This window comes from Chryseobacterium sp. MDT2-18, from assembly GCF_030815285.1.
Taxonomy (GTDB): Bacteria; Bacteroidota; Bacteroidia; order Flavobacteriales; family Weeksellaceae; genus Kaistella; species Kaistella salivictor.
In genome coordinates this window covers 44,236-58,916 of the sequence record NZ_JAUSWQ010000015.1, presented here as the reverse complement: position 1 = coordinate 58,916, position 14,681 = coordinate 44,236, and the positions used below count along the sequence as shown (strand labels likewise).

The window sequence follows — 14,681 nt, the reverse complement described above, 5'->3', positions numbered from 1 at the left end:
ATTTGTTCTTGTGTAAAGTTCATAAGTCTGTACGTTTATTTGTTGTAATTTAAAAATACAACTTTTTACTTTACACACTTTTTTAGTACAGTATCGGGATGACTTTGGGAGGCACTTCGGGTATGCTCAGTGTGACCCGTCCTAAAATAAGGATACAGATTACTCAATAAATCCTGATATAACTATACAAATATAAATGATCATCCTGAAAGAACTCTACACTTGTATTTCCATAGTTAAAGTTCTTATTATAGTTCTTCGGTCTCCTGTTTAATTTTCCTGATTTCAGAGGTGCCTGCATTAGGGTTAAATATTCACGACTGGCATTGGGTCGCGACTCTTTACAGGACTTAATGCTTTGACTCATTTATTAAAATCCAAGTTTTGACGCAAAAAAAAGAGCCCACGCCGTTGTATATACTCTTCAGTATTTAGTGAGTGTTCATGACCTCACCCTGCGGGTTTACAAGCACCCTCGTTTTTTTTTCAGCGATCCGATGATCAATTCAATACCCGCCTTTTCGGCTTTGTATTTTATTTTGGTCTGCAATTCATAATAGCTCCAGTTGCGGAGGACAAATTCCTGTTCCTTTGCAATTGCTGTCTTGTCTTCCTGATTTTGAAGAAAAAGGGTGCCCACAACGGGTGCACTGAAAAAATACCCAGATTCCTGCCGATGGAGATAAATTCCTGCCTTTGTTGCATAAAAAAGAAAACCGCCCCGTTGTATATACTCTTCAGTATTTAGTGAGTGTTCATGACCTCACCCTGCGGGTGTACAAGCACCCTCTTTATTTTTTATAAGCTATCAAATAATCAATTCGATCCCGGCCTTTTCTGCTTTGTATTTTATTTTGGTCTGCAGTTCATAATAACTCCAGTTGCGAAGCACAAATTCCTGTTCTTTTGCAATTGCTGTCTTGTCTTCCTGATTTTGAAGAATAAGGTGCCCACAAAGGGTGCACTGAAAAAACACCCCGGATTCCCGCCAGTGGAGGTGAATACCTGCCTTTGTTGCATAAAAAAGAAGACCACCCGTTGTATATACGCTTGAGTATTTAGTGAGTGTTTACAAGACCTCACCCTGCGGGAGTACAAGCACCCTCGTTTATTTTGCTAGCCGATAATCAGTTCAATACAGACTTTCTCGGCTTTATATTTTATCTTCGTCTGCAGTTCATAGTAACTCCCTGCTCTCCGAAGTCTCCCACTTCGGAGCAGATCAAACAAAACAGAGCCATCTTTTTGGCACCGGCAATGTTGGTCTAAAAGACCTGTTTCCTGCCAACAACGGATGCACTGAAAAAACACTCCAGATTCCTGCCAATGGAAGTGAATTCCTGCCTTTGTTGCATCAAAAAGAAAACCGCTCTGTTGTATATACTATTCAGTATTTTAGTGAGTGTTCAAGACCTCACCCTACGGGTGTACAAGCACCCTCGTTATTTTTTTTCAGCTAGCCGATGATCAGTTCGATACCTGCCTTTTCTGCTTTGTATTTTATTTTGGTCTGCAGTTCATAATAGCTCCAATTGCGAAGTATAAATTCCTGTTCTTTTGCAATTCCTATTTTGTTTTCCTGATCTTTCAGAATAAGGGTGCCCGCTTGCTGTTGAACGCAGAAATCGATCAACTTCCTGCTGTAGAGATGAAGCCGATGACTTACATACCGGCTTTCCAGGTTTTCTGTTTTGTGCAATGCCTTTCGTTTTCGTTTGGCACCATTTCCCGAATGGCAGAAAGCAATGCCGTTTTGAATCCTTTTCTGACTTGCCTGAATTGCCAACCTGCGGTATAAAAACTCTTCTTTCGTCCCAATATTCATTCGCACCTTATTGGCTTGTACTACGATCGGATGTTCCAAAGACAGAGAAGCTTCTGCAATGATTTCTGGTTTTAAAAGGTGGTCTTCTTTTTCAAATTCAAATACGGCGAGCCAATAGATCTTCCCGGCTTTCAACTGAATCTGTGAGGTACGAAGCTCTATCTCTTTTCGTAAAAGGCGTTCCATAATCACCCGCTTATCGGAGAAGTCTTTCCCTAAATACGTTTTCACCGGAATAGCAAGCATATTGAAACAAAATGCTTTCTTTTCTGGATCATACCGCATTTTGGTGATGCATTTTACCGGAAGCGGAATGGGAATGTCTTTTTTAAAATTCCTTAGTGATTTTAATCCCTGCCAGTAGTCTACCTTGTTTTTAGAAAAGGTTGACTGAATCGTATTGTTCAGGCTTCCCAGAATATCGGTAGGGATCTCTCCTTTGAAACGGTCGAATACCAATCTTGCAGTGGTGTTCGTTTTCGAACGGTTAAACATTCCCATTTCATTTTTGTTGACGTCGGCGAGCTTATATTGAATTTCTTCGGTGAGGTAAAAGAAATCCTTCATCATTTCCTGAACATATAGATGGGAAGCAATTAAATTAGCCGCGCGGAAACAGCGGTTCTGATACCGATACAGTTTATCCCACACCGCCTTTTTTTCCTCGGCAGGCAGATCAATCAGCAGCTGAATTTTTCGGGTCAAAGTCATCGTAGATTTTTCCATGTCAAAGTTTTATTTCAGAAGTGTTTTGATTTTGTAGATATTGGTAGGCATACAGAAATTCACGGTGGACTTCCTTTTCAGGCAGTTCGAGTGCTTTCGCAATTACTGCAAATGAAGATTTCTGTTCAAACCTTCTTTTAACAATCTCCAGCTGTTGACTGCTGAGCTTTTCTCGTTTTTCTTCATTATTGGTAGCTTTTTTCTGTGGCTTTTCAAAAGAACTTCTGTTCAAAATTTTCCGAAGATCATCGATGGCTCTGCTCACCTCATTGCTTATGTCTTTTACGCTGCTTCCCATTGCTTCTGCGATGTGTTTGTACTGAAAGCCATATTCAAGGCAAAGTTTGATCAGGTGTTTTCTTTTGGGATCCAATACGTTTAAAACCTTTTTAACTTCATCGAATCTTTTTTGATCGAATTCCTGGCTATGTAAATACTCTTTATCTTTCAAAGGGTCGTAACCTGCAAGATAATCCTGATAATTCTCAAAACTATCAAGAGAGGCCATTAATCGGTTGAATTTATTTCTTGGAGCAGTGACATACGATATACAGTCTCTTTTCATAACAAACCGTAAAAAGCCAAGAATGTGAGTTGGACTTTCAATGTTGTCGCGGTGTATCCACAATTTAAGGAAGGTATCCTGAACAATAGTGTTCACTACAAAATCATCCTTAAGCACCTGCCATCCAACCCAGAAAAGAAGTCTTTTGTAACGCAGATGAATGTGTTGTAGAGATGTAGGGTCGCCTTTTTTCAGCAGTTCGTACAACTGAAAATCGGTCAATATTCGGGGCAAAGAGTCTGTTCTTTTCATAAGCAGTGTTTTTTAGCAAATTATTGCTGGAAGGAACTGCTCAGATCTAAATATGAATTCTCTGCATCATTCAAAACACTATCTCACTACATCTTGCCCAAAATAAAAGGCGTGGAACTCAACTTACTGACTAGAGGTACTGGTATACCTGTGTACGATAAGTGAGCCCACGCCGAGGTCGTGGGCACATTTACTTATCTTCTCGTACACATAAAAATTACCAGTTTCCTAGTCGAGAATCTAAGCAATAGCTTCGATTATTGTTGAAGTATTGCAAAGTTACCTTTATTGTAACTTATTTAGCAAATATAAAACATTTTTCTCAATGTAGGTTAATTCAACTACAAAAATTTATTAAAAACTTATCATTTTGTTTGTTCAAAGTTAATCGCAATGGATAAATTGGAATTTAGAATAGCATTTGGTAAAAGAGTTGAGGAGTTTAGAAAAAAGCTGAATTTGAGTTACAGAGAGTTGGCTCAAAAATGTGATGTAGATCACAGTAACATTAGCAAAATAGAAAAAGGGGAAGTAGATCTTAGAATCTCTACTGTTCAAGAGTTGGCAAAAGGGTTAGATGTGCATCCACAGGAACTATTTGATTTTAAATTAAAGTAAGAAAAATTACTCTTGAACAATTTTTTAAACTTATAAATGAATAAAATACCGACGAGAGTTGGTATTTTTCTATTTTGTAAAAATGATGAGGAGTAAGTGGGATAGATATTATATCAGAGATAAATGTTGTCTGATCATTTTTTTTGTTTAATCTTTTTTACAAGTAGTAATTGATTGTCGGTAGTCGTTGTTTTTGAGCAAGTAAAAAGAACTGAATATATGGCCAGTTTTCCTGTAAAATAGCAACAGTCACTTGCATAGGAAACGATTGATTAATACTAGGTTTTTTGCGAGAAAATATGGAAAATTTATTTTGGGTAGGGCTGGATAGATGATATTGGGTCTTCTAATTTTGATGACTTCCTTAATCCTTGGTGCCAACTGGTACAAAGAAAGCATTCTATCAAAAAGTGAACTTCGAGAAAATTTTTTAAAGGAAATTGCTTCGGAAGGAAAAGTTATTTATGACAAAAACGAAATAAAATCTTTGTAAGAAAATACAAAACTTATTCAGTTGTAGATTAAAAATAATCCTAAAAAAAGCGGAAGGTTTTTTATGGTTTAAAGATGGGTTTGAGGCTAAAATGGGCAAATAGTAGGATTGATTTCGGTTATTGAATTTGATATAAAAAAAGAGGTTATTTCTATTTTTAGTCAATATTACGGTTTCCCGTATTAGTACAGATTTAGTTTTCATTATATTTACTTTTTTCAAATTTAATTAATGGCAACCAATAAAAACGCACAACTTCGGTATAAAGCACTTGATAAATGCTTTTCTAATCCTTACAAGAAATTTTTTATTGATGATCTAATTGCTTATTGTTCGCAAGTTTTGTCGGAGCATTATTTAGAGGAAACCACTGTTTCTCGTCGTCAGATTTTGATGGATTTAGGTTTTATGAAAAGTTTAGCAGGCTACGAAGCACCTATAGAGTCGTATAAAGATGGTCGAAAAACCTATTATCGTTATTCAGAAAAAGATTTTTCTATTCTGAAAAAACCACTAAATCCTTCGGAATTAAATACGTTGAATGAAGCATTGGAAACGCTTAGTAGAATGAATTCGCTTCCGGGTTTTGATTGGGTAAATTCTTTGCAAACCAAATTGAAATCTGGCTTGGATTTAGACAAAAACAACCGTCAAATAATTAGTTTCGAAGAGAATGAATTTTTGAAGGGTTTAGGATTTCTAAACGTTTTGTATCAATATATTTCCCAAAATCAATCGGCGGAAATTACCTACAAAAGTTTCAAATCTGATGCAGAATCACAATTTACGATTTCTCCATATTACTTGAAACAATACAATAATCGTTGGTTTCTCTTTGGTTGGAATCATCAATTCGGAAACATTCAAAATTTGGCTTTAGACAGAATCATTAATATTGAAAATTCAAATGAAACCTTCATTAACAATGAAATTGATTTCAATGATTATTTTGAAGACATCATTGGTGTAAGCAATAATTTGGAAGAAAATGCGGTGAAAATATCTATAAAACTTTCGGATAATATTATTCCTTATATCATCTCTAAACCAATCCACGGATCACAGAAAATCTCTGGAAACATTTTAAATCTTGAACTTAAATTGAACTATGAATTAGAATCGCTTATTCTATCTTTTGGAGAAAATATTCAGGTTTTGGAGCCTTTCCTTTTAGTTGAAAAAATAAAAGAAAGAATCAATAAAATAAAGTTTATCGACTAGTGCAGATAGACTGCATGAATGGTATTTACATTTGAAAAAATTACATCGATGAGTGAGTTTATTAAAATATTACAAGCGAGAAAACATAACTTTCACACAGGTCAACCTTTATGGAAATACAATATTTCAGATTTTGAATTCGAACAACTGAAAGTACGATTTCAAACTGTTGAAAAGGCTTCGCAACTTGATCCCAGAACATGTGCATTGTATTATGCAGAATGGTGGAAAAGAAAATACAATGGTGGTTATCCATCTAAAATAGAAGTATACGAATCTATTGACCGAAAAAACTTATGTTTCGACGATGAGGAATTTTTCAAGTTGGCAAAAAAGGGAGGTAATTATTTGAATTTTAACTGGATTAGAATTCAAAACACACTATATCTTAAGACATTGTTATTACAAGGAGGCTTACCCATAAATCATATTAAAAATAATAAAGGAAAATACCGTGACTTTCTTGTCAAGATTATACATTTAAATCCCAATACTATAGAGGATTTCTCATCTGATTATAAGATTATAAGTCTTTTACCAAAATCAAGTCAGAATGATATTATCTATTCGAGCTGTTTGGAAATCGTAAGAGCTGTTTTAGATAATGACGAATCGATATTATCTTCATTCCAACAGAACAATGATTTGACGGATATTACAAATGATCTTATTAAAGAAAGAGACAAAGTTGTAAAAAAAGGAAACTCACTAAAATTCAGATGGTTTTATGACAGTAAGAAGAAAGAATTTTTTTTAAATACTTCATTGAATTCAAGATTGACAAAAAACGACTTAGAGTATTTATTAAATGATCAACTTCATGAATCAGTCGGAGAGTACAAGTTATTTGTTGCTAGTAGTTTGATTGCAAAATTAGTAAAGAGAAATGATGACACATTTAAGGTAATTCAGGTAACAAATGCAATTAAACTTGAAGGAAAGCTTGATCCCGAAATATACCTTATCGATAGTTTTGAAAAAACTTATACTGCAAACCATTTGCTATACTATAAGTTGAACCTAGAAACACCAACCCTCTGGAACAGTAGTGATGATGAGATTTATTATTTAGACAAATCAAGATATACCCGTAATAATTCAGCTTTCGTTTTATGTGAAAGTTCTTATACTTGGCAGGGAGAGGTAGATTTAGAGGAAAAGTTAATCGTAAATAATAACGACTATTATTTTGTTAAATTCAAGAATCAATTAGTTTTAAAAAAGGATAGCGAAAATGGCTATAAATTTAAAACTAATATTGAAAACATCTTTGATTGGACAATATTGTCGGAGCGACCTAAGTGGATTCTGAAATCAAATTTAGAGATTATCAGAAATCAACTTCGCTTATTGGTTTATGATAAAAATGGACAAAGAATTTCTAACCCCACTATTCAATGGAAACCTGCAGGTAGGTTCGAATGGAATTCGATGAGTATCCCGCTTGCTAGAGGAGTTATAGATATTAAAATTTCGAAAGACGAGATTGAAGAGTTCGACAGGGTTTTCAACATTGCAGATTTGGACCTTATCGTAATATCTAAAAATCATCATTTTGTTTTTAAGAACAGTGAACCCTTTACTACAGAAATTTATCCCTCGGAACTTTATGATTTTGCAATAGACGGTTTTGTCACTAAGTTTAATATTATCGAACAAAGTTCTTTTCCAACGTCTGTGAAAACAAGATTTAGTATACAAAGTCAATCAGCTGGACTTATTACTGAAATAACTTCTCCCTTTCAAGGATTATGTATTGTTGATCAGAACAACCAAAAAGTTGATGATGAAATTCTATATCTTGATAATATGAGAGGTTGGAGGCTGGTTTCCAATTTGCATGAGAAAGAATTTGAAATTTCTTTTAGAAACAATAAAAATGATCAAATTATCATTCATGAATCAATTGACCGAAAAATAATTCCTCTGATTAAATTCTATGATACGCTCAAATCACTATTTCAGTTGTATAATGTTATTGATGAAGAAAATTACATAGAAGTAACTATTTCGGAGATTCTTCCTAATTCTAAAAGCAAAAAAATCAAAAATTATGTAGTAAAGCAATTTTCTAAAGTTGTAGTTTGGGAAGTGAGTGAGCATAATAAAATTCAATTTATTGATGATGATATAAATTTTGCAGATTCAGTATTTGCATTGCCTTTAGACTGTGAGCTTGATGATATAGATAAAATAGAACTTATAAAAGAGGAAGACTCTTTCTCATTGCAGAAAGGCAGTATCGAGAAATTTATTTTGTTTTCGAGTAAAAATTCATTTCCTAAAATAAAACCAGTGTTCATAAGTGTAAATCCTGAAAACAAATTCACAACTGATGATGATAGAAATGCAAGGATGGTAGATTTTGCATCTCAACTTTTACAACAAGATACTTCGGGCGTTATTTGGAATAAATTCTGGGTATACTATATTTTGTGTAAAGAAAATGATCTGCCTTATGCAACCTTCGATATTATAAAGTCGATTACAACTTCCTCTGAATTAGCGGCAAAAGCTTTTGTTTTTTTATCTGAAAGATTTGATAATGGACAATTTGCTTTTTCTGGGAATGATTTTACTGAACTTGAAAATGACCTGGGCTTTTCCTTCCATTGGGTAAAGCTTGAACACTGGTACAATCACCTTCAAATGAGTGAAGCAATTGCCACGATGTTGGGACATCATTTTCCAGAGCTTAAAGTTTGTTTACTGCAAAACAAATCCAAGAAAGATTTTGTTTTTCTAGCAGAATTGGATAAAGTAAGAAAATTATTGGGAAATCGTGTTCTCAGCAAACTACCTAAATATGATTTATCAACAGATCGAAATTCTTATATAAAACCAATACCAAATCAGCAATGGAATGACCAAGTAAATATTTTAGTGATTGCACCTCTGGCCGTAGCATCCTCTATAAAAAAAGAAAATATTGGGCTATGGCATACCAACGGTGATAACTATCGCAGAATGATAAAATATGTTGAAAATATTAATAAGAAATGGTATGAAGATTCACTTATCTACTATCTAAACTAAACACAAAAGAAACATTTATAATTTCAAAAAAAACTAATACTTATGAGTAACCTTATATTTAATAAAATCTACAAAGAAATTCAAGACAGACTTAAGGATTCTATACTTTCACTATGGGCAACAGGGGATGCACAATTTCAGAACTATCTTGAAGAGTTACTGCACAAAGAAAAACTTTTGGCTGAACCCGTCTTTCAAAATACCTTTCCTTGGACTCCGGCATCACAGACATTTGGAGACTTGACCCACCTTTTTGATAGCAATCTTATTAAAAACTTAGATAAAATAAAAGGAGAGTACGAATTTCCCAAAAATAGAAATCCTTATGTACATCAAATTACGAGCTGGGAAAAACTTCTCTCCAACAAAAAATCTATTGCAGTCACAACAGGTACCGGTTCTGGTAAGACGGAGTGCTTTATGTTACCTGTCTTACAAGACTTATATCAAAACTGCAAAACTGAAACTGGTGTAAGAGCAATTTTTCTTTATCCTCTAAATGCATTAATTGGCAGTCAGAAAAAACGTATTGATACTTGGGTAAAAGCAATCGGAGGATTAACCTATGCTGTATATAATGGAAATACCGAAGAAAATGCAACAGCGGCTCACGCAAAAAATGCTCTTCCTGAGCTTATATCACGAAAACAAATAAGAGATACTCCGCCTCAAATACTTTTTACAAATCCATCGATGCTGGAGTATTTGTTGGTAAGAGATAAAGATGTTCCGTTGCTGGAAAACTCTAAAGGGAAATTGAGGTGGATTTTGTTAGATGAAGCGCACACCCTGGTGGGATCTGCTGCGACAGAAATGGCGTTATTAATTAGAAGAGTAGTTGATGCCTTTGAAGTCGATGTAAAAGATTTACGTTTTGCCATTACTTCAGCAACGGTAGGATCAGGGGAAGAAAGTGATAAAAAATTAAAAGATTTCATGGCAAATCTTTGTGGCATTGATAGCAGCCAAATCGAGGTTATTACTGGAAATCGCGAACTTACTCCGCTGCAAGATGATTTTGAAATTGAAAACAAACAAGGAATTGAGCAACTGAGAACCAGAACCTACACATCGGCAGCGATTAAACTTTCTGAAATGACTAACGGCTTTGTAGGTAATAATAGTTCTACTGAAGATAAACTGGATTGGCTGGATCATATTGTTGAGAAAAAAGATCATCTTGATAATTCTATTTTGCCACTAAGAATGCATATGTTTTCCCGCGGAATCGGAGGCGTATATGCCTGTTCAAATCCGGAGTGTGATAAACACCATAATTTTGAAAACATAAGTCATATGGGGAATTTGACAACGTATACAGAGAAAACCTGTTCTCATTGTAACTTTCCTATGTTTGAACTGGTTGCCTGCAGATCTTGCGGTAACGAACTATTAAAAGCAGAAAAGGAAATAAACAAACAAGGTGTTGAAACACTTCAACTTTCAACATCTCTCAATCAGGATAATTTTGTATTAGATGATATTGATAATGATGAAGATTCTGAAGACAAACTTCCTACGCTTTCTTTTTTCTTTACAAGGAAAAATCCTCACAAAAGATTTGTCTTGGGAACAAATGAATTTGGTATTGATGATATCGGTAAGATAGATAGAAATAGAAATGATTTCGTAGAATCAGATAATAACAATGGTGAATGTGTATGTCCCCATTGCGCAACATCATTAGAAAACCCATTGCATTTTAGAATTTCTTCTTCGTACATGAACAGAAATTTATCCGACATTTTTCTTGAAAACACACCAGAGGCAGGTGAAATTAGACAAGAAACTTTATGGAACGGTCATAAATATATCTCATTTACAGATAGTCGTCAGGGAACGGCCAAAATATCTGCGCTTATTAATATTGATAATGAAAGCAATTGGATTCGTTCGCAGGTCTTTCATAAACTTTCATTAGAAAATTCGGTTGACGCGACACCAGATCCTGTTCGTAGTTTTTTAGAAGAACAAATAGAAAACACAATAAATCCTGTTGTGAAAAGAGAATTCGAAAGACAATTAGCTGCATTACCAATCTCTCCAACTAACTCAGTAAGACTAAGCTGGAAACAGATTTATGACTTTGTAAATCCAAAAACAGATTTAAAGACATTATTTAGAAATAACAATCCTCGGGAAGAAGATATTGTAAACATTGAAAAATATTCACGGGCTCTTTTATTCGATAATTTTTCGAGAAGATTACCCAGAGAGCGTTCATTGGAAAATTTGGGGTTGGTAAGTTTGGTCTATCCCGATTTAGATAATGTACAATTGCCATCAATTGCTGAACGCTGCAATATTTCTTTAGCAGAATGGAAAAGTCTTCTAAAAATTGGTTTAGATTATATAATCAGATATAAATTCAATTTTTTTGTTGATCCCGTAATTTATCCTTATTCAACTTCATTCTTAAGAAGTTCTCTGATTCATAATCCAAATTCGAATATTGTTGGTGCAATAGAATGGCCAACCTTCGAGAAAAACAATCTACGACCAAACAGACTTGCTTTACTACTGTGTGTTGGTTTAGGCTTTTCTGAAAGAGATGAAATCACCAATGAAATTGAGGATAATATTAATGAATTACTAAGGAATATTTGGCAAAATATCAGACCTCTTTTGACAGAAGATGGAAATCAAGCTTATAAATTAAACTTAGAAGAAAAAACGAGATTTCAGCTTGCCAATGAACTTTGGCTTTGCCCTGTGAAAAAACGTCTGGTTGACGCTCATTTTAAAGGTGTTTCACCTTGGATTAATGGAACTTTCACAGACGAGAATGTTCGTCATTACCGAATTGAAAACATACAATCAATAACATTTCCTGAACTCAAATTAAAAAAGGGAGATAACAATATAATGCAATCCGTAAAAGAATGGATTGCCGAAAACTCAGTAGATTGGAAACAAAAAGGTATTTGGAATAACATTCACGAAAAAGTAATTCTAAATAGACCTATTTATTTATCGGGAGAACATTCTGCTCAACAAAATGAGAAACGTTTAAAACAGCTTGAAACTAAATTTGAAAACTCAGAAATCAATATTCTTAATTGTTCTACTACAATGGAAATGGGAGTAGATATTGGAGGGATCTCTACGGTTGTAATGAATAATGTTCCTCCTGGTCCTGCAAATTATTTACAGAGAGCAGGTCGGGCAGGTCGTCGTAATGAATCTAAATCTTTGGCTTTTACCGTGTGTGCACCCAACCCCGTTGGCTTAAATGCGTTCAATACACCTACATGGGCTTTATCTCATAAAATTGCGCCACCCTTTATCTCATTCAATAGTCAGCAGGTTATTGAAAGACATATTAATGCATTCTTTCTAGGAAAGTTTGTTCAGACTGAGCAAGTGGGAGGTATGAGAGTAACTGATAAGATTAGCGATTTTTTCTTTGCCGAAATAAATCCTATTGCTTCAAGGTTCATGAGTTGGTTACTCAATGACGAAATTGCTTCATTCGATAGCAAGTTGAAGAGCATTACTAAAAACACAAGCTTTTCAGAAAGGAATTTTAATTTTATCATTAATAAAGTATTTTCAAATTTCAATAGAATATTACACTTTACACAAGCTAAAAAGCAAGGATTTGAGAGAAAACTTGCAGAGTTTGAGAATGAATTTGGCCAAAATTCCCCTGCTTATAAAGCTGTAAATATTCAGTATATACAGTTTGTAGAAAAAAACGCACTTTCTTTTTTAGCACAGGAAGGATTTCTTCCAACAGCAGGGCTTCCAACCGGAATTGTAGAGTTCGAAACCACAAATATTGATAACCTAAATAGAAGGCAAAAAAAGGAAAATCCTTCCTATTTTATCACCAGAGCACTGACAGAATTTGCTCCGGGCAACCATGTTGTCATTGACGGGATGAATTACAAATCTGCAGGAATTATTTTAGATAATAATCGCGGTTCTCAGGCCAGCAAAGAAATTATCCAGTTGTGTAATAGTTGTGGTTACCAAAGAATTGTGGAAATAGCAGATAATCAAACTATCGATTCTAGCTGTCCACATTGTAATAATCAAAGTTTTAGAGGTTTGATTTTCGATGATGAAGGTAATCGGGGAAGTTTCACCGAAATGATTCAACCTGCTGGTTTTGCAGTAGATGTCTATCAAACTCCTAATAGGAAGATATCTGAAACTTCAAGAACACAGTATGTTGATCCGTTATTGATTAATGTTAAACCATGGGAACAAAATACAACAAATATCATTGATATAAGAGAAAGTGAGGATAATGGGGAGATCTTATATTACAATGTTGGTAACGGAAATGGGTTTCATGTTTGTTTAAATTGTGGTAAAACAGGGTTTTCTTTAGAAGAATTGGAAGATCACAGACGTTTGAGAGGTGGGAAAGACGACCAGAATGGTGCAATTTGTCAAGGAAATTTTACACCTACATCTATTCGTCCCAATGTTATTTTGGGTGGACGTTTTAAAACCAATTTTTGTGAGATTAGAATTAAGGACAGCGATAGATATTCTACAGATGAAACGCTTCTATATTCCCTAGCTTCTGTTTTTGCAAAACAATTGGCATCATATCTTGCTGTAGAAGCTGCAGAGATCGACTTTGGTATAAAAAAATATGATTATTACAGCACAATTTTTATTTTTGATACAACAAAAGGAGGTGCAGGATATTCTACCAAGTTCTTTTTGTACGCCGACGAAATATTAAAAGCAGCTAAAGAAAAATTAGAATGTAATTGCACAGGAGCTTGTACAAAATGTTTAATCGACCGAAAAACCCAATGGCACATTAATCTTTTAGATCGCAATAAAGCTTTGGAGTGGTTGCAAAACATTGAGGAATTGAACATTCCGGAGGAGATAGAAAACAGTTATCCAAATCCAAAAAGAATATTAGGTGGTATAAGAGCAGATATTGTCAAAGTTTCTTATACCAATCAAATTGAAGAAATTTGGTTAAAAGTGGATCATGAAATTTCTAATTGGGATTTAGAGAATATAATATTCTTGGAAAATCTCAAAAAACAGTCAGAGATTAATTTAGTTTTTGAAACGAAACCGATATTATCGAATCCTCAAAATGTAATGACATTAATACAAGTTTCTTCTTGGGCGAAAGTATGGCTTCAGAAAGATAATTATAATGCCCATATTAAAGCTATTGCCTCAATCAAATTATCTGATGTAGATTACTGCTCATATCTCGTTAATGGCCACGTAAGCCTCGATTTAAATCAGTATTGGGGAGATACTGATAACGGTGAATTATATAGAGTCAATCAATTGGTGAAAATTGATTGTGATCCACTTGATGTTATGGATTATCTTAATTCGGATCAAATCTTTGAAGTGTATATCAATCCTACCGAAAATATTTCTTCAAAAAGTCTCGCTTCCATTTTAATTACGGGATTGAAAAATAAATGTGATCTACAATCATTAATGAATGGACAAAAATTCGATGTCTCATATTATGATCGTTATTTAAAAACACCTTTTGGATGCTTTTTGATGTTACAGTTCATTGACCAACTAAAAACAGAGCTAAATTTTGAATTGCAAAATTTTAGTTTTTATGGGCAGGATTTTAATAATGAAAGAAATCCTTTAAGGGTATTTCATGATTTTAGAAATCACAACTCAAGAAAATCATTTATTGAACTTTATAAATATGATCTTGATGTAGAAAATATGGAGATTATTAGTGATCAAATTCCACATTATCGTTATTTTGAATTTTCAAACGATCAATATAAAATTATCATAAGACCAGACGCAGGAGTAGAGCATGGATGGATTTTGGTTGATGGAAATACAGCGATTGAAGATTTAAACAGTTTGAATTACTCAATTGATATTTTAAAGAAAAATAATCTTCCAATTTTATATACCGTAAGTATTGAATCATTACAGAAATGATCATTTATGTACACATTTTAATCATTTATATT

General features: G+C 34.0%; 6 protein-coding genes. 4 read left to right on the top strand and 2 right to left on the bottom strand.

Annotation, left to right across the window (positions count from 1 at the left end):
* Positions 1-1,456 precede the first annotated feature (1,456 nt).
* A complete protein-coding gene (locus QF004_RS13245; protein WP_307427180.1) occupies positions 1,457-2,551 on the bottom strand; it encodes a hypothetical protein in 1,095 nt (364 codons plus the stop codon).
* Position 2,552: 1 nt separating this feature from the next.
* Entirely contained in the window at positions 2,553-3,368 is an 816-nt protein-coding gene (locus QF004_RS13240) for an RNA polymerase sigma factor (RefSeq protein WP_307427177.1), read from the bottom strand.
* A gap of 393 nt (positions 3,369-3,761) precedes the next feature.
* On the opposite strand from QF004_RS13240, the gene QF004_RS13235 reads away from it, so the two are divergent.
* From QF004_RS13235 to QF004_RS13220, 4 genes are all read left to right on the top strand, one after another.
* Positions 3,762-3,986, top strand: coding sequence for a helix-turn-helix domain-containing protein (locus QF004_RS13235; RefSeq protein WP_307427174.1), 225 nt, complete (start codon positions 3,762-3,764; stop codon positions 3,984-3,986).
* A gap of 724 nt (positions 3,987-4,710) precedes the next feature.
* Positions 4,711-5,700, top strand: coding sequence for a YafY family protein (locus QF004_RS13230; protein ID WP_307427170.1), 990 nt, complete (start codon positions 4,711-4,713; stop codon positions 5,698-5,700).
* A 48-nt stretch (positions 5,701-5,748) separates the two neighbouring features.
* Positions 5,749-8,736 carry a hypothetical protein gene (locus QF004_RS13225; RefSeq protein ID WP_307427167.1) on the top strand — a complete coding sequence of 996 codons (2,988 nt, stop codon included), beginning with the start codon at positions 5,749-5,751 and terminating at the stop codon, positions 8,734-8,736.
* A gap of 42 nt (positions 8,737-8,778) precedes the next feature.
* The gene (locus QF004_RS13220) at positions 8,779-14,649 is read left to right on the top strand and encodes a DEAD/DEAH box helicase (protein ID WP_307427163.1); all 5,871 of its coding nucleotides are present in this window, start codon (positions 8,779-8,781) and stop codon (positions 14,647-14,649) included.
* Positions 14,650-14,681: the final 32 nt, after the last annotated feature.

Coding starts and splice junctions, on each gene's coding strand:
- QF004_RS13235 (WP_307427174.1), top strand. CDS start 3,762: ATGGATAAATTGGAATTTAGAATAGCATTTGGTAAAAGAGTTGAGGAG.
- QF004_RS13240 (WP_307427177.1), bottom strand. CDS start 3,368: ATGAAAAGAACAGACTCTTTGCCCCGAATATTGACCGATTTTCAGTTG.
- QF004_RS13245 (WP_307427180.1), bottom strand. CDS start 2,551: ATGGAAAAATCTACGATGACTTTGACCCGAAAAATTCAGCTGCTGATT.
- QF004_RS13220 (WP_307427163.1), top strand. CDS start 8,779: ATGAGTAACCTTATATTTAATAAAATCTACAAAGAAATTCAAGACAGA.
- QF004_RS13225 (WP_307427167.1), top strand. CDS start 5,749: ATGAGTGAGTTTATTAAAATATTACAAGCGAGAAAACATAACTTTCAC.
- QF004_RS13230 (WP_307427170.1), top strand. CDS start 4,711: ATGGCAACCAATAAAAACGCACAACTTCGGTATAAAGCACTTGATAAA.